Here is a 24,937-nt window from a genome sequence, read left to right as displayed (position 1 = left end):
TAAGATACTCTGGCTCGCGGCATCGCACAATGCGCTTAATCGAATTCACCGTATTAGATGAGATTAGTGCAGTAAACTCAGTTTCCCCTTTAAGGATAGTTATGACACGTCAACGTTACTCTTATCAGCCACGCGCTGGACACGGTTTGCCGCACGATCCGCTGAATGCCATCGTCGGTCCACGCCCCATTGGTTGGGTCAGCTCGCAAAGCGCCAGCGGCGTACGCAATTTAGCGCCTTACAGTTTCTTTAACTGCTTTAACTACCACCCGCCAATTATCGGCTTCGCCAGCAGCGGCTGGAAAGACAGCGTGCAGAATATCTCGGAGACCAAAGAGTTTGTCTGGAATCTGGCGACGCGCCCGCTGGCCGAGGCGATGAATGAGAGCTCCGCTTCGGTGGCATCTGAACAAGATGAATTTGCGCTGGCGGGATTAACGCCGCTTGCTGCCTCACACGTCAATGTCAGCATGGTGGCGGAAAGCCCGGTGAACTTTGAGTGTAAGTTGACGCAGCTGATTCAACTGCAGGATGCCCAAGGCAACCCGATTGATAGCTGGCTGGTGCTGGGCGAAGCCGTCGCCATCCATATTGATGAAGCCTTGCTGGAGAATGGCATTTACCAAACCGCCAAAGCACAGCCGATCCTGCGCGCCGGTGGCCCCTCGGCTTATTACGGCATCAGCGAAGAACTGCGCTTTGATTTGGTGCGCCCGGATGCGAGACGATCTTCGTAAGCCTGGTCGCCATAAATGGCGACCCTACGCTGGGCCAATGCGGTTTGTAGGGTCGCCATTCATGGCGACCGCGTAAATTCACGCTACAACCCACTTTTCAACACCTCAACCGCGCGGGCGATCTCCGGTGCCAGCCAGCGATCTTCCTGCCAGTTGGCCACCACCACGCGCAGGCGACGTAGTGCCTGCGCCGTGCCTTGCGCCAGTTGCTGTTCGCCGTGGAAATCCAGCGCCTGCGCCGCCAGCAAATACTCAATCGCCAGAATCTGCCACACGTTACCCACCAGCTTGAGCAGCTTGAGCGCCGCGCCGGTGCCAAGGCTGAGATGATCCTCTTGCAAACCGGACGTGACATAATTATCCAGCACCGCCGGTTGTGCCAGTTGGCGATTCTCCGCACACAGTGACGCCGCCACATACTGCGCGATCATCATGCCGGAGTTGACGCCCGGTTGCGCCACCAGAAACGCCGGTAAACCGCTCACCAAGGGATTAACTAAACGATCAAGCCGCCGCTCGGCGATGCTGCCGACTTCCGCCATGGCAATCGCTAGCAGATCCGCCGCCATCGCCACCGATTCGCCGTGCGGGTTAGCCTGCGACACCACGCGCCAGTTATCCGGCGTGCCGAGCACCAGCGGATTGTCCGTGCAGGCATTCAGTTCGGTCTCAATTTGGCGCGCCGCGTGATCGAACTGATCGCGGCTGGCCCCGTGCACCTGCGGCATTGAGCGCAGGCTGAGCGCATCCTGAGTACGAATGCCAATGCTTGCCGCCAGCAGCGGACTGTCGCCGAGCAGTTCACGTAAGCGTTGGCCGCTCATCTGCATGCCCGGACTGGCTTTCAGCGCCATCACTTCGGCATCAAAGGCCACCAGCTGTCCGCGCAGCGCCTCAAAACTCATCGCGCCGGTGACATCCGCCCAATCCAGCAAACGCGCCGCATCATCCAGCGCCAGGCAGGATAAACCGGTCATGCACGGCGTACCGTTGACCAGGCTCAACCCCTCTTTGGCGCCCGGACGATAGGGTTGCAAACCCGCCAGCGTTAACGCCTGCGCAGCGGGCATAATCTGGTTTTGATACTCAACGTCGCCGACACCCATCAGCGCCAACCCGATATGTGCCATATGGCTGAGGTAGCCCACCGAACCCTGCGACGGCACCTGCGGCGTAATCTGCTGATTGAGCAGCGCCAGCAGATGCTGCACCAGCGCCACCGACACACCCGATTTACCGTGGCTGTAATTGGCAATTGCCGCACACAGAATGGCGCGCGCCTGTTCACGCGTCAGCAGCGGACCCACGCCACAGGCGTGACTCAGCAGCGTATTGCGCGACAGCTGGCTGAGCTGCTCTTCCGGCAGCGTGATGTTGCACAGCGCGCCCAGGCCAGTATTGATGCCGTATGCGATCTGGCCGCTGGCCACAATCTCATCGACAATGGTGCGCCCTTGCGCAATGCGCTGCCAGGCGCTGACGCTCAAACTGAGTTCCGCGTCGTGCCGCGCCACCTGTACCAGCTCTTGCCAGGTTAATGGGCTATCGCCCCACACCACGGTCATGCTGGCTGCTCCGCACCGTGATGGCTGGAAATAAACTGCTTAAAGCGCTGCGATCCCTGTACGCCAAACATCTCTTCCGGCGCGCCCTGGCAATCAATGGTGCCCTGATGCATAAATACCACGCGGTTAGAGACGTTACGTGCAAAGCCCATTTCGTGCGTCACCACCAGCATGGTGCGCCCCTCTTCTGCCAGGCTGCGCATCACTTTCAACACTTCGCCCACCAGTTCCGGATCGAGTGCCGAGGTTGGTTCATCGAACAGCATCACTTCTGGATCCATCGCCAGCGCGCGGGCAATCGCTACGCGCTGTTGCTGACCGCCCGAAAGTTGCGCTGGGTAGAAATCTTTGCGATTCAGTAAGCCCACGCGATCCAGCAGTTGCTCCGCCTGAGCGATGCAGCTTTTTTTGTCGCGCTTCAGCACATAGTGCGGGCCTTCAATGACGTTTTGCAGCACCGTCATGTGCGACCACAGATTGAAGCTCTGGAACACCATGCCAAGGCGCGAACGCAAGCGCTCAATCTGTTTTGGATTGGCCGCCAGTTGATGGCCACGCGCATGGCGCTTCATCTCAATGGTTTCGCCGCCGACGCTAACGACACCGGCATCCGGCGTTTCCAGCAGGTTGATGCAGCGTAGCAAGGTACTTTTGCCCGAGCCGCTGGCACCAAGAATCGAGATGACATCGCCTTGGTGTGCCTGCAGCGAAATGCCTTTGAGCACTTCCATCGCGCCAAAGGATTTATGGATATCGGTGGCGGATAAGGTTACGGGTGATGTGGAATGCATATTACTCTCCGGCAAGCGGTTTAACGGCGGGCAACGGCTTTTTTGCGACACGATGTTGCACACTCAGACGGCGCTCTAACAGCGCGTACAGCTGGACGATAATAAAGTTGAGGATCAGGTAGATCGCCGCCGCGCAGACAAAGACTTCCATGGTGCGATAAGTACGCTGAATGATCTGCTGCGCCACGCCGGTGACGTCCCAAACGGTCACCAGACTGGCAAGCGCGGTGGATTTCACCAGCAAAATCGCTTCGGTGGAGTACGCCGGCAGCGCATAGCGCAGCATGATCGGCGCGATAATGCGGCGCAGCAGCAGCCAGCGCGACATGCCGCAGGCGAGACCGGCTTCCACTTGTCCGGCTGGCACGGCGAGCAGCGCGCCGCGCAGAATCTCGGCGGTATAGGCCGCGGTACACAGTGACAGCGCCAGCACCGCGCAGATAAACGGCTCACGCAGGAACGGCCAGACGAAGCTGTGGCGGATCACGCCAAACTGCCCCAGGCCGTAATAGATGAGGAACAGTTGGATCATCAGCGGCGAACCGCGAAACACCAGAATATAACCGCGCGCGAAACCGCTCAGCACCCGCCAGCGGCTCATGCGCAATGACAAAATACCCATCGCCAGCACGCCGCCGCAAAGAAAGGCGCTGATAAACAGCCCGAGCGTCACCGGCAGCGCGGCGCTCAGCTTGAGAAAGGTATCAGAGAGAAAAGCGAAGTCGATCATGCTGCTGCTCCTTAATGCTGTGCCGCAGTGCGACTTTGCCACGCACGACCGAGGCGCGACTCCGCCCGACGAAACGCATGATTAGACACCAGCGTCAGCACCAGATAGCAGGCGCCGCCAACCAGATAGAAAGTGAAGTAATCGCGCGTGGATCCGGCCGCAACCTGGCTGGCGCGCATCAACTCGACAATGCCGGTGACCGATACCAGCGCCGAATCCTTCAGGCTCATCTGCCACACGTTCGACATACCCGGCAGCGCGTAACGCACCACCTGCGGCAGCAGAATACGTTGGGCAATGCGCCAGCGCGGCATACCAATCGCCACTGCGGCTTCCACTTCGCCTTTAGCCAGCGCCAGACGCGCCGCGCGATACACTTCGCCCTGATACGAACCAGAAATGAGCCCGATTGCCAGCGCACCAATCAGGAACGGCGGCGCTTCGATAAAGCCATCCGCGCCGAACATCTGCCCAACCAGCGTAATCAGGCCGGATCCACCAAAATAGAACAGGTAGATCACCAGCAGTTCCGGGATGCCGCGAAACACCACCGAATAGCTTTCACCTAACCAGCGCAGCCAGCGTTGAGGCGATAACTTGGCGGCCGCCACACCAGAACCAACCACCGCTCCAATCATCAGCGCCACCAGCGACAGCAGCAGCGTGGTGCAGGCCGCGCTCAGGATCATGCGGCCCCAACCATCAGCACCAAAACTCAGCAGGCTCATCATCTTTCACCTCACTTACGGGGTTACGTCAGTTTTAAACCATTTCTCACTGAGTTTTTTCACCGTGCCGTCAGCCAACGCGGCGTGGATCGCCTCATCCAGCTTGGCTTTTAGATCGTTATCCGCCATGCGCACGCCCATCGCTTCGCCCTCGCCCCAAATTGGGCCGCCGAGCTGTGGGCCGCTGAAGACCAGATTATTGTTCTCTTTGCGCGCCAGCATCGATTGCGCAAAGGTCACGTCATCGAACACCGCATCGATTCGGCCAGACTGCAGGTCGAGCATCGCATCCGCCGATGAGGTGTATTCACGTACCTCGGTATCGCCTTTGAAGTACTTATCGATAAACGGGGTGTACACGGTGCCGGAGGCGATACCGATGGTTTTGCCCTTCAGCGCCGCTTTCAGGGGGGCAATCGCCGCGTTGATCTCTTTCTCATCGTCATGCAGCTTGATGATGTTGTGATCGGCCGGCAGCAGCGGGCTCTCTTTGGTGGTGATGAAAGTCGCCGGGGTTGAGGCATAAGGCGTGGTGAAGTTGACCACTTTTTTGCGGTCCGGCGTGATGACAATCGCATCCATGATCACGTCGTACTTACCGGCATTCAGGCCCGCGATCATGCCGTCCCAGTTCTGCACCACCAGCTTGCACTGGATGCCCATGCGCTTGCACAGATCGTCCATCAGCTCGGGTTCAAAGCCGCCTAACTTGCCGCCTGGCAGCGTCAGGTTCCAGGGTTCATAGCTGCCTTCGGTAGCGATGGTGATCGATTTCCACTCTTTCGCCTGTACGGCAACGCCGCTGATCATCAGGCTGGCAAACAGGGTCGTGAGGCAAAAACGGCGAATCGGGGCGCGGTGCGTCATGCGGCTTCTCCTGGCTATTAATCAAGTTTGGCAGTCTCTGCTCATGCAATACTCACAGATGACCTTTCATGTATATACAAGTTAGCCTGCGGCAGATCATTGTCGGCATAAGCTTTTTGTGAGCCAGCCAGTATAAAAATGAATAATCGCTGCGTGGTCTTTACTTGTACATACAACCTAGCAAGCGCTATGCCAAATCAGCAAAGCCGTAAAATCAGGGGATAATCACGCGATGAACGTAAACAGCGCACCACAAGGAGGCGAGGTGTGCATCACTATGGTGCACGTAGGGTCGCCATTCATGGCGACCGTCTGGATGTACGCACCGGGTAAATCGGTCGCCATAAATGGCGACCCTACGGATGTTGGGAGCGGGTTTAAACCGGTTTACCCGCTTCAATAAACGCCTGCATCAGCGGTTTCAGCACCTTCTGCAGCTGCGCAGCGCGATCCTGCTGCCAGGCAAACGGCGGCGTTTCGTCCATATAATTTAGCTGCGCCAGCTCTAGCTGCACCGCCTGCACACCCTGCTCCGGCTGGCCGTACGCGCGAGTGATGTAACCGCCTTTAAAACGTCCGTTGGCGATCCAGCTGTAATCATTTTGCGCATTACACACCTGTTTGATCGCGTCGATCACCGCCGTTGAGCAACTGGCGCCATCATTGGTACCAATGTTGAGATCCGGTAAACGTCCGTCAAACAGGCGGGGAATCACCGAGGCGATCGAGTGCGCATCAAACAGCAGCGCGTAACCGTGCTGCGTTTTCAACCGCGCCAGTTCCTGCTGCAACTGCTGGTGATACGGTTGCCAGATCGTGTCCAGATAACCCTGACGCACCTCGGCGCTCGGCGTTTTACCCGCTGCAAAGGTTGGGCTGCCGTCGAACAAGGTTTCGGGATATAAGCCGGTGGTCGCCGTGGTATAGAGCGGCTGATTATCCGCTGGACGGTTAAGGTCGATGACAAAACGTGAATAGTGACCAATCAACACGCTGGCACCGAGATCGCGTACAAAATCGTACAGCAGCGGTAAATGCCAGTCGGTATCCGGCAAGCCGCGCGCCGCGTTGCCCAAGCCGGCGTCCACTTCCGGCGTTAATTGCGTGCCGGCGTGGGGAATGCTGACCAGCAGCGGAATCTTACCGGCGGTGAAATGAAAAGGTGTCATTGCGCTTCTCCACGATAAATAATCTGGCACGGCAATTCGCCGCCCAGCCAATAAACCAGCTCTGCCGGACGCGCCAGCGGCCAGTGAACAAAATTCGCTACCTTGCCTGCTTCCAGCGAACCGTGCGAGTGCTGTAATCCCAGCGCTTTGGCGCCCCACAAAGTCACGCCCGCTAATGCCTCTTCCGGCGTTAAACCAAACAGCGTACAGCCCATATTGAGCATCAGACGCAGCGAAAGCGCCGGTGAGGTGCCCGGATTGGCATCGCTGGCCAGCGCCATCGGCACGCCGTGTTCACGGAACAGCGACACCGGTGGACGTTGCGTTTCGCGCAGCAGATAAAACGCGCCCGGCAGCAACACCGCTACGGTGCCGTGCTGCGCCATGGCTTTTGCGTCCGCTTCCGTCGCGTATTCCAGATGATCGGCGGAGAGCGCGCCGTAACCCGCCGCCAGCGCCGCGCCGCCCAGCGCCGAAAGCTGCTCGGCGTGCAGTTTCACTGGCAAATCTAAGGCTTGAGCGGCATCGAAGACCGCGCTGACCTGCTGCGGTGAAAAGGCTAAATGCTCGCAGAACGCATCCACCGCATCCGCCAATCCTTCGGCTTTCACCTGCGGTAACAGGCGTTGGCAGATGATATCGATCCAGCCTTGCGGGTTGTCTTTAAACTCCGGTGGGAAACCGTGCGCGGCTAAGCAAGTGGCCTTTACATCGGCGGGCACCGTTTCCGCCAGCTCGCGAATGGCGCGCAGCATGGTCAGCTCGCTAGCTTCATCAAGGCCGTAACCGGATTTGATCTCAACCAAAGTGACGCCTTCCGCCAGCAGACGATCCAGCCGCCAGCGCGCGCTTGCCACCAGCTCTTGCTGGGTTGCCGCACGCGTGGCGCGCACCGTGGAGAGAATGCCGCCGCCCTGCGCCGCAATCTCCGCATAGCTCACGCCATTGAGACGCTGCTCAAACTCCTGGCTGCGATCGCCGCCAAACACCAGATGCGTATGGCAATCCACCAAACCGGGGGTGATGATGCCGCCGGAAAATTGGTGCTGTTCCCGCGCGGTAAACGCCGGGCATTCGCTGCGCGGCCCCACCCAAATCAGTTTCCCCTGATCGACCGCCAGCGCGCCGTCGGCAATCAGATTGTAGTGTCCGTCACGCATCGTAACGATGTCGGCCCCCAGCCACAGGCTGTCGATCTGCTTCGTTTCTGCCATCCCACTCCCCTTCACGTTCGGCGATTTACACTACGCATCAAAGTATGTATATGTATATACAACTTTCCGCCATGCAGGATCAACCATGACAACCTATTTTGCCCCACGCGCACTGTTGGCCGACGGCTGGCATGAGCGCGTGCTGATCGCCACCAACACGACCGGACACATCACCGAGATCACCCCCAACAGTGAGCCCGGCACGGCCACGCGTCTTGCCGGGCCGGTGATTCCGGCGATGGCTAATCTGCATTCGCACGCCTTCCAGCGCGCGATGGCGGGACTGGCCGAAGTGGCAGGCGATCCGCAAGACAGCTTCTGGACATGGCGCGATCTGATGTATCGCATGGTGCAGCGCCTGTCGCCCGAGCAGGTCGGTGATATTGCGACGTATCTCTACATCGACATGCTGAAAGGCGGCTACAGCCAGGTGGCGGAATTCCACTATTTGCATCACGATCCGCACGGCAAACCCTACGCCGATGACGCTATGCAGCTCGCACTGATAGCAGCGGCGGAGCGCGCAGGCATTGGCCAAACCTTGTTGCCGGTGCTCTACAGCTTCAGCGGTTTTGGTTCGCAGCCGGCCAGCGACGGCCAGCGCCGCTTCATTCAGCAAACCGATGCCTACCTGCAACAGCAGCAGCGCGTGGCGCGCTGGAGCGCGGAGAAGCCGCTGCTTAATCATGGCATCTGCTTCCATTCGCTGCGCGCGGTGAATGAAGCGCAGATGAACGACGTATTAGCCGCCTGCCCGCAGGAGGTGCCGGTGCATATTCACGTCGCCGAGCAGGAAAAAGAGGTGAACGATAGCCTGGCGTGGAGCGGCGAACGCCCGGTGGCCTGGCTGCTCAATCGCTTTAAAGTCGATCAGCGTTGGTGCCTGATTCACGCCACCCATCTTGATGACGACGAAATTCAGCGCATGGCAGCAAGCGGCGCGGTGGCGGGCTTGTGTCCGACCACCGAAGCTAATCTCGGCGACGGCATTTTCCCGGCGGTGGAATATATTGCTCGCGGCGGCCGCTGGGGGATTGGTTCCGACAGCCACGTGTCGCTCAGCGCACTGGAAGAACTGCGCTGGCTGGAGTACGGCCAGCGACTGCGCGATCGTCGCCGTAACCGTATCACCTTGCCCCATCAACCTTCCGTGGGCGATCTGCTGTGGCAGCAAGCCGCACAGGGCGGCGCGCAGGCATGTGGTTTGCCAGCGGGCGAACTGGCGATTGGCAAACGTGGCGACTGGCTGGTGCTGGCTGAAGACGCGTTCCTCAGCAGCGTCAACAGCGCTTCATTGTTAAACCGCTGGCTGTTTGGCGGGCAGCGCGAACAGATTCGTGACGTATTCGTGGCGGGCAAACAGGTGATCAGTGAAGGCCATCATGTGGCAGAAGAGCACGCCGCGACGCGCTTTGCCGTGGCGATGAGGGCGTTGCAATGAGAACGCGCTTTGTCTATGAGCAGCTTCCCGTCAGCCGCTGGCGCAACGGCGGCGGCGAAACGCGCGAAATCATCAGCTATCCGCCGGGTGAAGCGCAATTTGCCTGGCGCGCCAGCATCGCCACCATCTCCGCCGACGGGCCGTTTTCGCCCTTTCCCGGCATTGACCGGGTAATTACCTTACTGCACGGCGACAGCGTTTTACTGCAGAGTGAACAAGCCCAGCAACGCTTAGCGCCGCTGCAGCCGTGGGCGTTTCCCGGTGAATGGGCGATTAACGCTCACGTCAGCGGCAGCTGTCAGGATTTTAATATCATGACGCGGCGCGACAGCTGGCGCTCTGCGGTAAGCATCGCGCAAGAAGTGGTCAGCAGTGAAAACGGCGTGGCGTGGGTGATAGCAGGAGAATGGCACACGCCAGCCGGGGAAGCGCTGGCGGTTGATCAGGGGCTCTGGTGGCTGGAGGAAAACATGCAGCTGGAGCCGCAAACGCCGGATGCCAAATTGCTGTTTGTGGTGCTTAGCCGTGTCCTCTAAAGCGCCCCAGCAACTTATAGCGTGAACCCGGATACAGCAGCCGCGCATAGGTCACAATCTTGTTGTCGCTCCACGTCTGACGACGAATCAGCAGGCACGGCTCATGTTCATCCAGCGCCAGATGCTTACGCTGGCGCAGATCCGGCAACACCGCTTCAACAATATGCTCACCTGCCGTCAGCGGCGCTACGCGCATCAAATAAGTGTACGGCGTCAGTTGATGGTAATCCTGACTAAGATAATCCGGCGCCATCAGCGGGTTCACTAAGCGATCTTCCAGCTGCACCGGCAGGTCGTTTTCGTAATGCACAATCAGCGAGTGGAACAGCGTTTGCCCGGTGGAGAGTCCCAGCACCGCCGCCTGTTCCGGATCGGCTTTCATCTGGCCAATCGATAAAATTTTGCAGCTGTGTCGATGACCGCGCTGCGCAATCTCGTCGGCGATGTTGTGGACTTCCAGCATCGCGGTATAGCCCTTCATCTCCGCCACAAAGGTGCCCACGCCCTGCATGCGCACCAGAAATCCTTCGCTGGTGAGTTCACGCAGCGCGCGGTTAATGGTCATACGACTGACGCCCAGTTCGTTCACCAGTTCACTTTCAGACGGCACGCGCTGGTTGGCTTTCCAGTGACCTTCGCGGATTTGGCTGACGATCGCCTGCTTCACCCGCTGGTAAATCGGCGCAGGCTCATCACCCATCGCCGCAGCCAGCTGTGCTACTGCTGTTTGCTCCGCCATTTCCTGTTCCTTTTGAAGAATAATGCCCAAAGTTTACTGTCTCAGTCCGTAAATGTATATACATCTAATGGTGCAGACAGCTCAGCATTGGTGCAGCTTGCGCCCTACTCCGGTGCAATGACGCTGCGGTTATACCGCATAACGCGCATTGCGTCGTAATTCACAGAACAACAACAATCTGGCATAGCGCTTGCTACTTGTATAGACAAGATTAGACACTTATGTTTCACTCAACAAAATTCACGGCAAATCGGACAGCCACATCGCAAAATATCGGCGTCCAATAACTGCCAGCTCACTTGTATAGACAGGAGTAGACTATGTCAGGTTCGGTTCAGCAAATTTGCCTCGTTCCCGGTAAAGTGAACCTCGCTACCTTGCGCGCCATTTATCAAAGCAAGGTAACGCTCACCTTGGCCGATGAAGCGCGAGCAGCTATCGCTCGCGCCCATGAAACTGTTGATGCCATTGTTGCCTCCGGCAAGGTGGTGTACGGCATTAATACCGGTTTCGGCAAGCTGGCGCAGACGCAGATCCCTGCCGCGCGGCTGGCAGAACTGCAGCGTAATCTGGTGCTGTCGCACAGCGTTGGCCTGGGCGATTTGCTGCCGGACAATGTAGCGCGTCTGGTGGTTGCCACCAAAATTATCAGCCTCGCACGCGGCCATTCTGGCGTGCGCATCGAACTGATTGAAGCGCTGCTGGCGCTGTTCAACGCTGGCATCATGCCGTGCATTCCGGAGAAAGGATCGGTCGGCGCGTCTGGCGATCTGGCGCCGCTGGCACATCTTTCCTTGATGCTGCTGGGCGAAGGTCAGGTCCGCGTCGACGGCGAATTAATCCCCGCAACCGAAGGCTTAGCGCGCGTTGGCCTGCAGCCGATTGTGCTGGGACCCAAAGAGGGTCTGGCGCTGCTGAACGGCACGCAGGTCTCGAATGCGCTGGCGCTGCGCGGTCTGTTTGAAGCGGAAAACGTATTCGCGGCGGGCCTGATGGCCGGTGCGCTGTCGCTGGAAGCCATTAAGGGCTCGGTGAAACCTTACGATGCGCGCATTCACGAGGCGCGCGGTCAGGTTGGCCAGATCAACGTAGCCGCTGCCGTCTCCTCTTTATTAGCCGGTAGTGAAATTCTCGGCTCGCACACCGACTGTGGCCGGGTGCAAGATCCCTACTCAATTCGCTGCGTGCCGCAAGTGATGGGCGCCTGCCTTGATAACCTGACGCACGCCGCGCGCGTGTTGCAGATTGAAGCCAACGCCGCATCAGATAACCCACTGGTGTTCAGTGACAGCGGCGACGTCATTTCCGGCGGTAATTTCCACGCCGAGCCGGTAGCCTTCGCCGCCGATATTCTGGCGCTGACAATTGCCGAAATCGGTGCGATTTCCGAGCGTCGTATGGCGCTGCTGCTGGATACCGGTCTTTCAGGTTTACCGCCGTTCCTCGTCAATGATGGTGGCGTTAACTCCGGCTTTATGATCGCGCAGGTTACGGCAGCAGCGCTGGCGTCTGAAAACAAATCACTGGCACATCCCGGCAGCGTTGACAGTCTGCCGACCTCCGCTAACCAGGAAGATCACGTCTCGATGGCGACTTACGCCGCGCGCCGTCTCGGCAGCATGTGCTTCAACACCGCCGCGGTAGTCGGCATTGAAGCGATGGCCGCCGCGCAAGGCATTGATTTCCATCGTCCGCTGCAGAGCTCACCGCTGCTGGAGCAAGAGATAAGCCGCATCCGCGACAACGTAGCCTTCCTCGATCATGACCGTTTACTGGCGCCGGATATCGAATCCATGCGTCTGTGGGCCAGCGCAACCGCATGGCCTGAATCCCTTACCGCGCTGCTGCCAAGCCAGCGTAAGACTGTTAATTAAGGAATCGATAATGAGCGAAACTTTGACTCAGGCTGTAGCCCGTGAAATCCGTGCGCCGCGCGGTAATGAATTGCACTGCGCCAACTGGTTGATTGAAGCGGCTTACCGCATGATCCAGAACAATCTCGATCCTGACGTAGCAGAGCGCCCGGAAGATCTGGTGGTGTACGGCGGCATCGGTAAAGCCGCGCGTAACTGGGCGTGCTTCGAGCAGATCCTGCGTTCGCTGCGCGCCCTGCAGCCCGATGAAACATTGCTGATCCAGTCCGGCAAACCGGTGGGCGTGTTCCGCACCCATGCCGATGCGCCGCGCGTGCTGCTGGCTAACTCGAATCTGGTACCGCATTGGGCCAACTGGGATCACTTCCACGAGCTGGATAAAAAAGGCCTGATGATGTACGGCCAGATGACCGCGGGTTCGTGGATCTACATCGGTGCGCAAGGCATCGTGCAAGGCACGTTTGAAACCTTTGCCGAAGCGGGTCGCCAGCATTACGACAGCGATCTCCGCGGCCGCTGGATCCTCACCGCCGGTTTGGGCGGCATGGGCGGCGCACAACCGCTGGCTGGCGTATTGGCCGGTGCTAGCGTGCTGGCGATTGAGTGCCAGGAATCACGTATCGATTTCCGTATCCGCACTCGCTACGTTGATCACAAAGCGTATACGCTGGACGAAGCGCTGGAACTGATTGATCAGGCGAATCAAGAGAAGCGCGCAATTTCTGTTGGCCTGTTGGGCAACGCCGCTGAAATCGTGCCAGAGCTGGTTAAACGCGCCAAAGCGGGTGGCATGAAGCCGGACATCGTTACTGACCAAACCTCAGCACACGATCCGATTAACGGTTATCTGCCGGTCGGTTGGGATGTCGCGCGCTGGGAAGCCGAGCGCGTCAGCAACCCGAAAGCGGTGGAGAAAGCCGCGCGCGCCTCCATGGCGGTGCATGTACAGGCGATGCTGGATTTCCATCACATGGGCGTGCCGACCGTGGATTACGGTAATAACATCCGTCAGGTGGCGCTGGATGAAGGCGTGAAAAATGCTTTCGATTTCCCTGGCTTTGTCCCGGCCTATATTCGTCCGCTGTTCTGTGAAGGTAAAGGCCCGTTCCGCTGGGTGGCGCTATCAGGCGATGCCGAGGATATCTATAAAACCGATGCCAAGCTGAAAGAGCTGTTCCCGGATCATCAGAATCTGCATCGCTGGCTCGACATGGCGCAAGAGCGTATTGCCTTCCAGGGCTTACCCGCACGTATCTGCTGGCTGGGCCTTGGCGAGCGTCACAAAGCAGTGCTGGCGTTCAACGAGATGGTACGCAACGGCGAGCTGAAAGCGCCTATCGTCATTGGTCGCGACCATCTGGATTGCGGTTCCGTGGCGTCACCGAACCGTGAAACCGAAGCGATGAAAGACGGTTCGGACGCGGTATCCGATTGGCCGCTGCTGAACGCCTTGCTGAACACCGCAGGTGGCGCGACCTGGGTCAGCCTGCATCATGGCGGCGGCGTCGGCATGGGCTTCTCACAGCACTCCGGCGTGGTGATTGTGTGTGACGGTACCCAAGAGGCTGATGCGCGCTTAAGCCGCGTGTTGTGGAACGATCCGGCCACCGGCGTGATGCGTCATGCGGATGCGGGTTACGAATTAGCGCAAAGCTGTGCGCAGCAACACGATCTAAATCTGCCAATGCAGAAATAATCCCGCTGCGCCGAAAACCGCGCACTATCGTCGTAGGGTCGCCATTCATGGCGACCTATTTTATCCAATCCGCTTATTCCATTCCGCTATACCCTATAGCCAAATTATTCCGTTCCGCGATAGACGCCGCCATGCCCTTGCCACTACAGTAAATACATTATTTTGCAGCTCACGCTGCTGATGGAGAGCCTTACCTTATGAGCCTGCCTGCTGTCCTGCTGGAAAACGCCTTGAACTGGCGTCGTCGGTTACACCAAAACCCTGAACTGGGTTACCAGGAGCAGCAGACCAGCGCGCTGGTCGCTCAGGTATTGGCGGATGCCGGACTACAGGTGTTTCGCGGCTTAGCCGGCACCGGCGTGATAGGAACGCTTGAAAACGGCCCTGGTCCGATTATTGGTTTGCGTGCCGATATGGATGCCCTGCCGATCACCGAAAAAGGCGATCCACAGTGGAAGTCACAGAAAACCGGTGTGATGCACGCCTGTGGCCACGATGGCCACACCGCTATTCTGCTGGCTGCGGCCTGTCAGTTGGCGGCGACGCGCAACTTCAGCGGCACCCTTCACTTCATCTTCCAGCCTGCCGAGGAGAACCTCGGTGGCGCACGCAAGATGGTGGAAGAAGGTCTGTTCCAGCGCTTCCCGATGGATGCGGTTTACGCCATGCACAACTGGCCGGGCATGCCGGTGGGCACGCTGGCGGTGAATCCGGATGCGATGATGGCGTCACTCGATTCGTTTGAAATTACGCTGCACGGTAAAAGCTGCCATGCGGCGATGCCGGAAAGCGGGGCCGATCCAATGGTGGTCGCCGCAGAACTGATTCTGGCGCTGCAAACCATTCCGTCGCGTCGCCTGTCGCCGCTGGCCTCGGCGGTGGTGAGCGTGACGCAAATTCACGGCGGTGAAGCGATTAACGTCATCCCTGAACAGATTGTATTGCGCGGCACCGTGCGATGTTTGCAGACCGACGTGCGCAATCGCGTGCGCGGTCTGATTGAGGATTTTGTCACCACCTTGCCGCGCCCGTTTGGCGTCAGCGGCGAGATTCACTGGTATCCCGGTTATCCGGTCACCGCCAACCATGCGGAGCAAGCCGAACAAGTGCGCGCAGTTGCCGTGGATATGCTCGGTGAGGCGCAAGTTAACTGGCAGGTGAACCCATCCATGGCATCGGAAGATTTTGCCTGCATGATGGAAGCTTGTCCCGGCGCCTATTTCTGGTTGGGTGCTGATGGTGCCACGCCGTCCGCGCCGCTGCACAACGCCAAATACGATTTCAATGATGAACTGCTGCCCATCGGCATTACCTTCTGGCAGCGGTTAGTGGAGAGCGTGCTGGCGAAAGCGTGATGATGGTCGCCATAAATGGCGCCCCTACAAAATGATTGCGCGATTGGTCGCCATAAATGGCGACCCTACGAAACCTTCAAATCCCTACCTGCTGTAACCGCGCTTCCGCATCCGCCAGATTGGCAGATTCTCCGGTGGCTACCAAACAACACGCCAGCTGCAAACGCAGCGCCTGCGGCACCGCGCGTTCCCCGGCTAATACCTGATTGATCCACGCGGCGGTATCCTGCGCGTTTTTGCTTTCCGGCAGTTCCACACTCACTTCAGGCTGGCGTTCAACCCACACTTCCGCTTCTGCACCCGCGCCGCGAATGTAGTTGATGGCCGGGCAGCGTTGCGGGTTGGCGTACACCTCACCTTCCGTGCCGTTCAGCAGAATCGCCGGCGCATCGATATCCTGGAAGAATTTCCCGACGCGCGGCACATATTCCGGATGCGACACGCTGGCCAGACGCAGCGCGGCGCGTTCCGCAAATGGCGTCGCCAGTTTCGCCAGCGTATGCGCGCTGTTACGCACGCCCATGCGCCAGCGCAGCGACAGCTGTTGCGCCATCGGCGCACACAGATGATCGATGGTGATAAACGCCAGCTCGCCGTTATCCAGCTTGGTCTGCGCCTGTTCGGCGGAGGTTACCGGCGCGATCTCCAGCGCCGCCAGCACCGCTTCCGTGGTGATGCGCGTCGGGTCGTCGCTGACGCCGTGCAGCAGCACCGGGAAACCGAGTTTCACCAACAGCAGCGCCAGTAACGGCGTCAGATTACCCTGACGACGCGCGCCGTTGTAGCTGGGGATGACAATCGGCATCGGGCGATGAGCGGGTGCCTGCAGCTGCATCATCTGTTGCTGCATCGCGTGATAAAAACCGCGCATCTCCTCTTCGCCTTCGCCTTTGATACGCAGCGCAATCAGTACGCCACCCAACTCCAGTTCCGGCACGTCTCCGGCTAGCATCGCGGTATAGAGCGCCTGCGCGGTGTCGAAATCGATATCGCGCGCGTGATTTTTACCGCGCCCAATCTCTTTAATGATTTTATTCAGTTCCATCAGGCATTCCCGCTTCCAGGGCGCGCCGCCATGCGGCTGCCAAAATTGATCGTTATGTTTTTTTACTGCGGCGTTTTTTCGTCTTGTCACTGCTGGCTTCCGGCATAGGCGGTTGCTCAATCGGGAACACCGGTAATGCGGCCAGCAGTCGGCTGCCATAAGCTTTATTGAGTAAGCGACGATCGTAAATCACGATTTCGCCAAAGCAGCTGTGGCTGCGAATCAAACGCCCTACCTGCTGAATCAAGGTAAAGGAGGCGCTCGGCAAACTCTGCACCTCGAAGGGATAACGTTTCAGGCTTTTAAGCCATTCGCCCTCGGTCAAAATTACCGGACTGTCCACCGGTGGAAAAGCGATTTTGTGAATATGCACCTGCGACAGCAGATCGCCTTTCAAATCCAGCCCTTCGGCGAACGATTGCAGCCCGACCAAAATACTGATTTTACCGGCCTCAACACGTTCACGATGCAGCGCCACCAAGCGCGAACGCGGCTGATCGCCCTGTACCAGCATCGACAGGCGCAGGTCAGGGATGTGGCTGACAAATTGCTGCATAGCCCGGCCACTGGCAAACAGCACCAGCACACCTTTGTGCTTCTCTTCGGCAATCTGCTGGCGGAAGAAACGCGCCATCTCTGCGATGTGCTCCGCTTCCTGCGCCATCTGCGGCTCATACTGCATCTGCGGAATGACCAGCTTGCCCTGATCGATATGATTAAACGGCGAATCCAGCGCCACAAAGCGGTCGCCGGCTTTTTCGCTCAGGCCGGACATCTCTTGCAAGCGGTTAAAGCTGTTCAGCGATCGCAAGGTGGCCGAAGTCACCACCACATGCGGAATTTTGCGCCACAGGATTTTTTCCAGCTGATCGCTAACGCGAATTCCGGCGCAGTGGAACAGCAAATGCGCCTGCCCTTCACGAATCTCACGCGTAATCCACTTCGACACCGGCGCATTCGAGGCTTTCTCCATCGCCGCCAGCCGCCACAGTTTACTGATCGATTCAAACCAGCCGAAGTGGCGATTGAGCTGGATGATGGCTTTATGCAGCCGCATGATGTCGGCTTTCCCGGTTTGATCGCCCAACTCGTTGAGCAGGCCTTCGCTTAAGCCGCGCAGCGCGTCACTCAACTTGAACAATCGCGCGCACAGGCTCAGCAGCTCTTCCGGCAATTCGCCCAGTACAAAGCGGAACTCGCCCGGCTGATTATGGCCCGGCAGCAGCGGATTAAGGGCATCGCAGAGAGTCTGCAGCAGCTCGCGCATTTCGTCGCAGTGACCTTTCAGGCGTTCCGGATTGGTCAGCGGCGGCGGTGATTTCGGACGGAACTGCGCCATGATGGTTTCCACCAGCCGCACAAACAGATCGAGCTGCAAACTGCTCCAGCCCGGCGTGATTTCCGCGCTCATCTCCAGCGCATCGCGCGCCACTTCCGGCAGATGATGGCCTTCGTCCAGCACCAGCATCAGGTTTTTCGCCGGCGGCAGCACCGATTCATTCTCCATCGCCGCCATCACTAACGCATGGTTGGCGACCACCACATCCGCTTGCTCAATCTCGCGACGAGCGACAAAGAACGGGCATTCGCGATACCAGCGGCAGTGATGACCCAGGCAGTTGGCTTTGTCGGTGGAGAGGCGTTGCCACAAGCTGTCCTCAATGTTGACATCCGTGTGATCGCGCAAACCATCCCAGCGGTAGCTGCTGAGCTGCTTCTCCAGTTTGGCGCAGAATTTCTGCTCCTCTTTCGAACCGGTGACCGCTTCGTCATCAAGATAGAGCAGCAAATCGCCCTGCTGATCTTCAGTCGCGGCCAGTGCCGCAAGGTTGCGTGGACAGACATAGCGTCCGCGGCCAAAGGCGGCGGTAAAAGTGAGATCGGGAATAATTTTCTTCAGCAGCGGCAGATCCTTAGTGAAGATCTGATCCTGCAACGCCACATTGGCGGTACTGATCACCAGGCGTTTTTCCTCGGCGCGGCTCACCGCAATGCCGGGAATCAAATAAGAGAGGGTTTTACCTACGCCGGTTGGCGCTTCAATTGCCAGATGGCGCCCTTCGTCACCGGCCAGACTTTTCGCCACTTCGGCAATCATCTGGCGCTGCGGCGCACGCGGGATAAAGTCAGGAACCTGCTGCTGCAGCGCCTTATACCATTGCGCAATCTGGCTTTTTATCGCTGCTGTCAGGGCCATTGTCGTTACTGTTTGCTGAATTGGCCTGTATTTTTACACAGTATTGGCGCAGCGTCAGCTTTCGCTGCTATTTTTTCGCGCTGGATTCAGAATTTCACGCATCGCGCGGATCAAGGTTTCCCGCGCGCGGCCCCGGCGGAAAGCAAAAGAGAACGGCGCACGGAAGTGAAAATGATGCGGTAGCAGGCGCCGCAGCGTGCCCTGCTGTTCCCCGCTGCGCGCGTAGTGTTCGGGCAAATAGCCGATGAAGCGGCCGGAGAGAATCAGCGTCAGCTGCGCTTCAATGCTCTCTACCGACGCATTGCTCTGACGGAAGCCGCGCTTGTTCAGCTCCTGCTGATTCCAGTAGCGGCGCGTCACCATGCCGGTTTGCTGCACGGTGCGCACATCGGGTTGGCCGGTCGCCAGCGGATGTTCAGGGCTGCAATAGAGCCAATGCTGCTCTTCATACAGCGGAATGGTCACCAAATTGCTGGCGCGCAGTGGAAAATGACCAATCGCCAAATCGAGCCGATCCTCCAGCAGCTGCTGCTGTAACTCATTGGGATCGCGCACGCTCAGATTAAAGAACACCGCCGGAAAACGCTGGTTGAAGCGAGCAATCGCGGCGGGCAGATCCAGCATGCTGTCGGTGACGGTGGCGTCCACCACGCCGAGCGAGAAGGTACCGCCCTGCGCGCTTTTAAGCGTTTCCACCTGCTCTTGCCAGCCCGCCAGCGTGGCCAGCATCTCCTGGCTGTAGCGATAGAACTGCTCGCCTTTGCTGGTGAGCGTAAAGCCGCCGCGCCCGCGCTGACACAGGATAAAACCGAGCTGACTTTCCAGCTCGCTCATGTAGGCGCTGATGGCCGGCGTGGTCATGTTCAACGCCTGCTGCGCGCGCGAATAGCCCTGATTTTCCACCACGCTGGCGAAGACCTGCAGCAGTTTAAGGTTGGGAAGTGTCTGCACCGATTTTCCTTCAGCGATTGCTAACTAAAGTTAAGTAATCTCTGAAGTGATTATCGGCTGTCAAGGATTTTTCCCGTCAGACAATCGGGTAATGATGGGCTTCACTTAACCGAAGGAGCCCGAGATGACCGATTTCCCCCAGCCGCAAGGCGGCAATGAGATGCCCCGCTTCGCCGGACGCGGCACCATGATGCGTCTGCCCGCCGTGGAATCCCCGGCCGATTTGGATGTGGCGTTCGTCGGCATTCCGCTGGATATTGGCACCTCGCAGCGCAGCGGCACGCGCTATGGCCCGCGCGCCATTCGCGCCGATTCGGTCATGATTCGCCCGTATAACATGGCCACCGGTGCAGCGCCGTTTGATTCGCTGCGCGTCGGCGATCTGGGTGATGTGCCAATCAACACTTACAGCCTGCTGAAATCGGTTGATATCATTGAAAACTATTATACCGAGCTGAATAACTGGCCGATTATTCCCTTAACGCTCGGCGGCGATCACACCCTGACGCTACCGATTTTGCGCGCGCTGGCGAAGAAGCACGGACCTGTAGGTCTCATTCACATTGATGCGCACACTGATACCAACGATGAGATGTTTGGCGAGAAGATCGCCCATGGCACCACCTTCCGCCGCGCGGTGGAAGAAGGCCTGCTTGATTGTCAGCGCGTGGTGCAGATTGGGCAACGTGCGCAGGGTTACGCCGCCGATGATTTTCAGTGGGGCGTCGATCAGGGCTTCCATCTGGTACCCGCCGAGCAGTGCTGGTATCGCTCGATGACGCCGCTGATGGCCGAGGTGCGTGCGCGTATCGGCGACGGCCCGGTGTATCTCTCTTACGACATCGACAGCTTCGATCCCGCGTGGGCGCCCGGTACCGGCACGCCGGAAGTGGGCGGTTTAACCTCAATGCAGGGGCTGGAGATCGTGCGTGGCTGCCGTGGACTCAATCTGGTGGGCGCCGATCTGGTGGAAGTCTCGCCGCCGTATGATATCAGCGGCATGACCTCGCAGCTGGCGGCCAATATCCTTTATGAGATGCTGTGCGTGTTGCCCGGCGTCCGTTACACAGAGAAAAAGTGATGACCCAACAGAATCTGGTGTTTCCGGCGCGCGTGCTGCGCGGTGCCGGCGTGATCGATCAATTAGGCGCAATCTGTGCCGGACTGGGCCAGCGTGCGCTGCTGATTGGCGGCCATCAGGCGTTGCAGGCAGTAGAAGCGCAGGTGCGTGCGCAACTGCTGACCGCCAACGTCACGCTGCTGGCGCAGGCGTGGTTTGGCGGCGAAACCTCGATCACGCACATCAATCGTCTGGCGGCGATGGCCAGCGAACTGCACGCCGAGCTGCTGATTGGCGTCGGCGGCGGTAAGTCGCTGGATACGGTGAAAGCGGTCGGCGCGCAGCTCGGCTTGCCGGTGGTGACGCTGCCAACCATCGCCGCCACCTGTTCAGCGGTGACGCCGCTCAGCATTCGCTACGACGACAACGGCAATTTCTTCGATATCTTCCCGCTGCCGCAGGCTCCGGCGGCGGTGATTATCGACAGCGAATTGCTGGCTAACGCGCCCGCACGCTGGCTGGCGGCCGGGCTGGGCGATACGTTGGCGAAGTGGTACGAGTTTCGCGCGGTCAGCGCACGTCATCCCGCGCGCGCAGGCAATGCGCTCTCGTCACTGGCGCACAGCCAAATCTGTTATGAGGTGATTGCCGAACACGGTCCGGCAGCGTATGCGGCAGTATTACGCGGAGAAAGCAGCGCGGCGCTGGATCAGGTGCTGGATGCAATCTTCACCTGGGCCGGATTGACTTCGCTGATGAGCAACGGCGCACACGCGGCGGCGTCGCACGCGATTTATGAAGGCTTTACCTTCTGTGATAAAACTCGCGAGTTTGGTCACGGCTTGCTGGTCGGCTTCGGCAATCTCTGTTTGCTGGCGCTGGAGAACCGCGCAGATGAGGAAATACTGGATGAGATGCGCCTGGCGCGCGATTGTGGCGTACCGCTGACGCTGAGTGCGATTGCGCCGCTGGATGAGCGTGAGCTGGCGCTGATTGTGCGCGAATCGGTACACGCACCGGATATGGCGAATATGGGCGAAACGGTGACCGAAGCACGGTTGCTGGCGGCGATTGCGCGGGTTGAAGGGTTGGCGGCACGAATGTGATAGCGGTCGCCATAAATGGCGACCTTACAATGACCGTAGGGTCGGCATTCATGCCGACCTGGTGTTTACCTAAACGCCAACAACGCCACCATTTCCCGCACATCCGCCACTTCATCCAGCTCCAGACACACCGCTTCCAGCTGTTCGACCTGCTGCAGCGGCAGCACGCGCCCCGCCAGACTGCGATACTTCGCCAGCAGCGCTTCAAGGCTTAACGGATGGGTCGGCGCGCCCGACGGCACCGGCACATGCAGCTGCCACTGCGCGCCCTGCACGGTTTCCAGCCGCACCCACGGCTCGTCGTCGCGGCTTTGCTGCTCATCGATCACCAGATCAATGCGCGCCAGCAAAGCTTCGACATCAGGATGCAGGCGTTTGGCATCGTCATAACTCGCCAGCTCTGCCGAACCGTACAGCGCACGCGCTGCCAGCGCATAAGGTAGGCTCATCTGCGCGGCCGCCAGACTGTGCAGCTCGCGCCCGCCGCACATCTCCAGCAGGAATGGATTAACGCCCACCACAATGCGCGCAATCTGCTCTACCCGCACAGCATGCTGCTGCAGCAACATCCCCAGTGCATCAATCGCCGCATGGGTACCACGGCACGAAGCGTAGGGCTTGATGGAACAGCGCGCCAGCTTCCACACCTCGCCAAGATCCGCCGTCAGCGCCTGCGGCTGCTGCGTCTCTGGCGCGACGGTTTGCAGGAAGCCGCCCCAGCGTGGCTCAAACACGGCGGAAGGCCCGCTGATACCGCGTTGTGCCAGCAGTGCGGCCTGCACGCCACCTTCCGCAGCCCGCGCGGCATGCAGCTTTTTGGTGTGCGAGCCGTCGTGGATAAAGCCCCATAAACCGCCGCTGAAGCTGGCAGCAATCCCCAGCGCGGAAGCACACTGCGCGCGATCCAGTTGCAGCAGCGAACAGACCGCCGCTGCCGCACCAAACACGCCGCAGCTGGCGGTGGAGTGCCATCCTGCGCCGTTGTGCGCTGAATAGCCGCCGCAGGCTTCTAGCACGCGGCGGCCAACATCATAGCCAATCACCATCGCGACGATCAGCGCCTGCCCATCCACCGGCTGCGTCGCCAGCGGCAGTGCCGCCAGCAGCGCCGGGATCACTACTGCGCCGGAGTGATCGCAGCCACCGGTATCGTCGAGTTCATACATGTGCGCAGCCACGCCGTTCAGCCATGCCGCCTGACGCGCATTAACCTGCTGCGCGCTACCCCAAACCTGCGCCTGTTCGCGTCCGCCTTCTGCCTGCACCAGCGCCAGACATGCACGCCAAATCGGGCTGTCACAGCCGGCCAGCGAGGCGCCGAGCGTATCGAGCAGATGGCGCTTCGCCTGCTCGACGAGCGGTTCGGGAAGCTGCTCAAAGCGCGTATCGGCGATAAACGCCGCCAGTTGATCAAGCGTGTTCGCCATGCGCACCTCCAATGATGCGGGTAAAGACTTCGGCCGGATGCGAGACATCATTATCCGGCTGCGTCTGCCAGTGCGTCGCCGCCTGCTCAGCGGTGGCGATCCACACGTTGTGCTGTTGCAGCGTATCGAGCAGCGAGCGCAGCAGCCCAATGCGCCCGGCGGTGCCGATAATTTCCGGGTGCAGGCGCAGTAAATAGCACAGGCCAAAGCGGTGGAAGCCGTGGAAATCCTGCGTCAGGTTAGCCAGCGTTTCGGCATAAGGCGCAATGCGCGATTGTCCAGGCGGAATCGCCGGGCTGAGGTTAAAAGCAAAGTACGGCTCATCTTCCAGCGTATAGTGCATCGGCAGTTCAACTAAGCGCGTGCCGGGATGGAAGTACGGCAAATCATCGCCGCGCCAGCTCGATGACCAGCGAATGCCGCGTGCGACCAGCGCCTCAGCCAGTCCTGGTTTCCACTGCCCGGCGGGTGTACGGAAGCCGATAATAGGGCGGCCAGTGATGTGCGCCAGTTTGTCGCAACCGCGTACTACGCTTCCGATCTGCTGCTCGAGCGTGAGCAGCGAAAAATCTTCATGCACATCGCCGCTGCAGGCGATTTCATGGCCGTCGGTCACCATGCGCCGCACCAACTCCGGCTGCTCTTCAGCAACAATGGCTGGCATACACCAGGTTGCTTTGAGCTGCTTTTCCGCCAGCAGCGCCAGCACGCGATCGACGCCGCGCAGCGTGCCGTAGCGCCACACCGACAGCGTTTTATCGCGCCCCGCCACCGCCGGCGCCTGAGTGAGAATGCCGTGAATGTCGTTGAAGTCGATGGTGAGGATCGCCGCCGACTGGAAGCCCAGCGGCCAGCGTGAAGGTTCAGTCATGCTGTTGCTCCTGCAAATACCATTGCGCCACCGCGTCGCAGCGCGCAAACCACACGTCATCGCGCGCCGTCATATGTTCAAACAGCTGTTCGAGCAGCAGCAGGCGTCCCGGCTGACCGGAGATTTTCGGGTGGAACAGCGTAGTGAGGCACAAACCTTCATCCATCGCGCCATCGAACTCGCGCTGCCAGTTATCCCGCGTATGCGCATAGCTGGCGATGCGGTCGCCGCCTTTGGGGAAATCGGGCTGGCGCGTATAGGCCAGCGAGGCGTAATCGTCCATCTCCCACTTGCCGGGGATCTCCACCAGCGGCGTATGGCCCGCCACCGCAATGCTGTAAGGGCGATCGTCGCCGCGCATGCTGCTGGAGTAAATCACACCCGCGTCGCGAAGGATCTGCGGCGTTTCGGCATGCCAGTCGCCCGACGGCGTCCGAAACCCGCAGGCGGTGATGCCGAGATAATGCTTAAAGATCTCAGCGGATTTCGCCATTACCGCGCGCTGTTCTTCCGGTGAAATCGCCCAGAAGGATTCGTGGCGATAGCCGTGATAGGCCACTTCGTGGCCCTGTTCGATGATCGCCTGACACTGCTGCGGCCACTGCTCCACCACCCACGCCGGCACAAAGAAGGTGGCGGGGATCTGGAAGGCGCGCAGCAGATCAAGCAGACGCCCGAGCGCGCGGTACGGCCCGTAAGCGCCAAAGGTAAAATACTCTGGCGTTGACCACAGGCTGCCATTCAGCATGGCATCGCCGGTGGGACCGTCGAGGTCAAATGCCAGCGCCATACAGCCGCGTTTACCCTGCGGCCAGCGCACTGCGCCCGGTTGCTGCAT

At 59.3% G+C, this 24,937-nt stretch carries 22 protein-coding genes; 8 read left to right on the top strand and 14 right to left on the bottom strand.

Annotated features, from left to right (window positions below; genetic code table 11):
* Positions 1–101 precede the first annotated feature (101 nt).
* A complete protein-coding gene (locus ACRQ84_RS02240) occupies positions 102–737 on the top strand; it encodes a flavin reductase family protein (protein WP_064740684.1) in 636 nt (211 codons plus the stop codon).
* Between the two features lie 83 nt (positions 738–820).
* Here the strand turns inward: ACRQ84_RS02240 and ACRQ84_RS02235 are convergent, their stop codons facing one another.
* The 7 genes from ACRQ84_RS02235 to hutI all read right to left on the bottom strand — a co-directional run bounded on the left by ACRQ84_RS02235 (position 821) and on the right by hutI (position 7,801).
* Positions 821–2,302 (bottom strand): HAL/PAL/TAL family ammonia-lyase, encoded by a 1,482-nt coding sequence (locus ACRQ84_RS02235; protein WP_483817077.1) that lies wholly within the window; start codon positions 2,300–2,302, stop codon positions 821–823.
* The gene (locus tag ACRQ84_RS02230; protein ID WP_064740682.1) at positions 2,299–3,093 is read right to left on the bottom strand and encodes an ABC transporter ATP-binding protein; all 795 of its coding nucleotides are present in this window, start codon (positions 3,091–3,093) and stop codon (positions 2,299–2,301) included. The genes ACRQ84_RS02235 and ACRQ84_RS02230 overlap by 4 nt, the downstream gene beginning before the upstream one ends.
* Position 3,094: 1 nt before the next feature.
* Positions 3,095–3,823, bottom strand: a complete 729-nt coding sequence (locus tag ACRQ84_RS02225; RefSeq protein ID WP_483817076.1) for an ABC transporter permease — start codon at positions 3,821–3,823, stop codon at positions 3,095–3,097.
* 11 nt (positions 3,824–3,834) lie between these two features.
* Entirely contained in the window at positions 3,835–4,554 is a 720-nt protein-coding gene (locus tag ACRQ84_RS02220; protein WP_483817075.1) for an ABC transporter permease, read from the bottom strand.
* Between the two features lie 12 nt (positions 4,555–4,566).
* A complete protein-coding gene (locus ACRQ84_RS02215; RefSeq protein ID WP_064740679.1) occupies positions 4,567–5,418 on the bottom strand; it encodes a transporter substrate-binding domain-containing protein in 852 nt (283 codons plus the stop codon).
* Between the two features lie 377 nt (positions 5,419–5,795).
* A complete protein-coding gene (gene hutG / locus ACRQ84_RS02210) occupies positions 5,796–6,587 on the bottom strand; it encodes an N-formylglutamate deformylase (protein WP_483817074.1) in 792 nt (263 codons plus the stop codon).
* Entirely contained in the window at positions 6,584–7,801 is a 1,218-nt protein-coding gene (hutI, locus tag ACRQ84_RS02205; protein ID WP_483817073.1) for an imidazolonepropionase, read from the bottom strand. The genes hutG and hutI overlap by 4 nt, the downstream gene beginning before the upstream one ends.
* Before the next feature lie 85 nt (positions 7,802–7,886).
* Between hutI and ACRQ84_RS02200 the strand changes: the two genes are divergently transcribed.
* Together ACRQ84_RS02200 and ACRQ84_RS02195 are read left to right on the top strand one after the other, a co-directional pair.
* Positions 7,887–9,242 carry a formimidoylglutamate deiminase gene (locus ACRQ84_RS02200; protein WP_483817072.1) on the top strand — a complete coding sequence of 452 codons (1,356 nt, stop codon included), beginning with the start codon at positions 7,887–7,889 and terminating at the stop codon, positions 9,240–9,242.
* A complete protein-coding gene (locus tag ACRQ84_RS02195) occupies positions 9,239–9,778 on the top strand; it encodes a HutD/Ves family protein (protein ID WP_483817071.1) in 540 nt (179 codons plus the stop codon). Before ACRQ84_RS02200 ends, ACRQ84_RS02195 begins: the two co-directional genes overlap by 4 nt.
* Here ACRQ84_RS02195 and hutC read toward each other — a convergent pair.
* Complete coding sequence (gene hutC / locus ACRQ84_RS02190) at positions 9,762–10,517, bottom strand: histidine utilization transcriptional repressor HutC (protein ID WP_064740674.1); 756 nt, start codon at positions 10,515–10,517, stop codon at positions 9,762–9,764. The two genes, ACRQ84_RS02195 and hutC, sit on opposite strands and share 17 nt — an antisense overlap.
* A gap of 320 nt (positions 10,518–10,837) precedes the next feature.
* Here hutC and hutH point away from each other — a divergent pair, with 320 nt between their 5' ends.
* The 3 genes from hutH (at position 10,838) to ACRQ84_RS02175 (ending at position 15,442) form a co-directional block, all read left to right on the top strand.
* Positions 10,838–12,391 carry a histidine ammonia-lyase gene (gene hutH / locus ACRQ84_RS02185; protein ID WP_483817070.1) on the top strand — a complete coding sequence of 518 codons (1,554 nt, stop codon included), beginning with the start codon at positions 10,838–10,840 and terminating at the stop codon, positions 12,389–12,391.
* A gap of 10 nt (positions 12,392–12,401) precedes the next feature.
* Complete coding sequence (gene hutU, locus ACRQ84_RS02180) at positions 12,402–14,087, top strand: urocanate hydratase (protein WP_483817069.1); 1,686 nt, start codon at positions 12,402–12,404, stop codon at positions 14,085–14,087.
* A gap of 197 nt (positions 14,088–14,284) precedes the next feature.
* Positions 14,285–15,442, top strand: a complete 1,158-nt coding sequence (locus tag ACRQ84_RS02175) for a M20 aminoacylase family protein (RefSeq protein ID WP_483817068.1) — start codon at positions 14,285–14,287, stop codon at positions 15,440–15,442.
* Between the two features lie 76 nt (positions 15,443–15,518).
* Here the strand turns inward: ACRQ84_RS02175 and ybiB are convergent, their stop codons facing one another.
* From ybiB to ACRQ84_RS02160, 3 genes are read right to left on the bottom strand one after another with little or no spacing between them, the layout of a single operon-like run.
* Positions 15,519–16,487: a DNA-binding protein YbiB gene (ybiB, locus tag ACRQ84_RS02170; protein WP_483817067.1), complete on the bottom strand. Its 969-nt coding sequence runs from the start codon at positions 16,485–16,487 to the stop codon at positions 15,519–15,521.
* A gap of 52 nt (positions 16,488–16,539) precedes the next feature.
* Complete coding sequence (gene dinG, locus ACRQ84_RS02165) at positions 16,540–18,684, bottom strand: ATP-dependent DNA helicase DinG (protein ID WP_483817066.1); 2,145 nt, start codon at positions 18,682–18,684, stop codon at positions 16,540–16,542.
* Between the two features lie 54 nt (positions 18,685–18,738).
* A complete protein-coding gene (locus tag ACRQ84_RS02160) occupies positions 18,739–19,635 on the bottom strand; it encodes a LysR family transcriptional regulator (protein WP_483817065.1) in 897 nt (298 codons plus the stop codon).
* Positions 19,636–19,759: 124 nt separating this feature from the next.
* Here ACRQ84_RS02160 and speB point away from each other — a divergent pair, with 124 nt between their 5' ends.
* Together speB and ACRQ84_RS02150 are read left to right on the top strand one after the other, a co-directional pair.
* Positions 19,760–20,716 carry an agmatinase gene (speB, locus tag ACRQ84_RS02155; RefSeq protein ID WP_483817064.1) on the top strand — a complete coding sequence of 319 codons (957 nt, stop codon included), beginning with the start codon at positions 19,760–19,762 and terminating at the stop codon, positions 20,714–20,716.
* Positions 20,716–21,801 carry an iron-containing alcohol dehydrogenase family protein gene (locus ACRQ84_RS02150; RefSeq protein ID WP_483817063.1) on the top strand — a complete coding sequence of 362 codons (1,086 nt, stop codon included), beginning with the start codon at positions 20,716–20,718 and terminating at the stop codon, positions 21,799–21,801. The genes speB and ACRQ84_RS02150 overlap by 1 nt, the downstream gene beginning before the upstream one ends.
* A gap of 65 nt (positions 21,802–21,866) precedes the next feature.
* On the opposite strand, the gene ACRQ84_RS02145 is transcribed toward ACRQ84_RS02150, so the two are convergent.
* From ACRQ84_RS02145 to ACRQ84_RS02135, 3 genes are read right to left on the bottom strand one after another with little or no spacing between them, the layout of a single operon-like run.
* On the bottom strand, positions 21,867–23,228 hold the full coding sequence (locus ACRQ84_RS02145; RefSeq protein WP_483817062.1) for an MmgE/PrpD family protein: 1,362 nt from the start codon (positions 23,226–23,228) through the stop codon (positions 21,867–21,869).
* Positions 23,212–24,099 (bottom strand): polysaccharide deacetylase family protein, encoded by an 888-nt coding sequence (locus ACRQ84_RS02140; protein ID WP_483817061.1) that lies wholly within the window; start codon positions 24,097–24,099, stop codon positions 23,212–23,214. Before ACRQ84_RS02140 ends, ACRQ84_RS02145 begins: the two co-directional genes overlap by 17 nt.
* Positions 24,092–24,937 (bottom strand): polysaccharide deacetylase family protein, encoded by an 846-nt coding sequence (locus ACRQ84_RS02135; RefSeq protein ID WP_483817060.1) that lies wholly within the window; start codon positions 24,935–24,937, stop codon positions 24,092–24,094. The genes ACRQ84_RS02140 and ACRQ84_RS02135 overlap by 8 nt, the downstream gene beginning before the upstream one ends.

The sequence above is a fragment of the Pantoea sp. E2023-21 genome, assembly GCF_051302795.1.
Lineage (GTDB): Bacteria > Pseudomonadota > Gammaproteobacteria > Enterobacterales > Enterobacteriaceae > Pantoea > Pantoea ludwigii_A.
Note: the sequence above shows the minus strand (reverse complement) of the source record. Positions and strands in the feature narration are given on the sequence as shown.

What these genes read in the sequence shown, in the direction of transcription:
- ACRQ84_RS02240 (WP_064740684.1), top strand. Translation starts at nt 102, where the DNA reads ATGACACGTCAACGTTACTCTTATCAGCCACGCGCTGGACACGGTTTG.
- ACRQ84_RS02235 (WP_483817077.1), bottom strand. Translation starts at nt 2,302, where the DNA reads ATGACCGTGGTGTGGGGCGATAGCCCATTAACCTGGCAAGAGCTGGTA.
- ACRQ84_RS02230 (WP_064740682.1), bottom strand. Translation starts at nt 3,093, where the DNA reads ATGCATTCCACATCACCCGTAACCTTATCCGCCACCGATATCCATAAA.
- ACRQ84_RS02225 (WP_483817076.1), bottom strand. Translation starts at nt 3,823, where the DNA reads ATGATCGACTTCGCTTTTCTCTCTGATACCTTTCTCAAGCTGAGCGCC.
- ACRQ84_RS02220 (WP_483817075.1), bottom strand. Translation starts at nt 4,554, where the DNA reads ATGATGAGCCTGCTGAGTTTTGGTGCTGATGGTTGGGGCCGCATGATC.
- ACRQ84_RS02215 (WP_064740679.1), bottom strand. Translation starts at nt 5,418, where the DNA reads ATGACGCACCGCGCCCCGATTCGCCGTTTTTGCCTCACGACCCTGTTT.
- hutG (WP_483817074.1), bottom strand. Translation starts at nt 6,587, where the DNA reads ATGACACCTTTTCATTTCACCGCCGGTAAGATTCCGCTGCTGGTCAGC.
- hutI (WP_483817073.1), bottom strand. Translation starts at nt 7,801, where the DNA reads ATGGCAGAAACGAAGCAGATCGACAGCCTGTGGCTGGGGGCCGACATC.
- ACRQ84_RS02200 (WP_483817072.1), top strand. Translation starts at nt 7,887, where the DNA reads ATGACAACCTATTTTGCCCCACGCGCACTGTTGGCCGACGGCTGGCAT.
- ACRQ84_RS02195 (WP_483817071.1), top strand. Translation starts at nt 9,239, where the DNA reads ATGAGAACGCGCTTTGTCTATGAGCAGCTTCCCGTCAGCCGCTGGCGC.
- hutC (WP_064740674.1), bottom strand. Translation starts at nt 10,517, where the DNA reads ATGGCGGAGCAAACAGCAGTAGCACAGCTGGCTGCGGCGATGGGTGAT.
- hutH (WP_483817070.1), top strand. Translation starts at nt 10,838, where the DNA reads ATGTCAGGTTCGGTTCAGCAAATTTGCCTCGTTCCCGGTAAAGTGAAC.
- hutU (WP_483817069.1), top strand. Translation starts at nt 12,402, where the DNA reads ATGAGCGAAACTTTGACTCAGGCTGTAGCCCGTGAAATCCGTGCGCCG.
- ACRQ84_RS02175 (WP_483817068.1), top strand. Translation starts at nt 14,285, where the DNA reads ATGAGCCTGCCTGCTGTCCTGCTGGAAAACGCCTTGAACTGGCGTCGT.
- ybiB (WP_483817067.1), bottom strand. Translation starts at nt 16,487, where the DNA reads ATGGAACTGAATAAAATCATTAAAGAGATTGGGCGCGGTAAAAATCAC.
- dinG (WP_483817066.1), bottom strand. Translation starts at nt 18,684, where the DNA reads ATGGCCCTGACAGCAGCGATAAAAAGCCAGATTGCGCAATGGTATAAG.
- speB (WP_483817064.1), top strand. Translation starts at nt 19,760, where the DNA reads ATGACCGATTTCCCCCAGCCGCAAGGCGGCAATGAGATGCCCCGCTTC.
- ACRQ84_RS02150 (WP_483817063.1), top strand. Translation starts at nt 20,716, where the DNA reads ATGACCCAACAGAATCTGGTGTTTCCGGCGCGCGTGCTGCGCGGTGCC.
- ACRQ84_RS02145 (WP_483817062.1), bottom strand. Translation starts at nt 23,228, where the DNA reads ATGGCGAACACGCTTGATCAACTGGCGGCGTTTATCGCCGATACGCGC.
- ACRQ84_RS02140 (WP_483817061.1), bottom strand. Translation starts at nt 24,099, where the DNA reads ATGACTGAACCTTCACGCTGGCCGCTGGGCTTCCAGTCGGCGGCGATC.
- ACRQ84_RS02135 (WP_483817060.1), bottom strand. Translation starts at nt 24,937, where the DNA reads ATGCAGCAACCGGGCGCAGTGCGCTGGCCGCAGGGTAAACGCGGCTGT.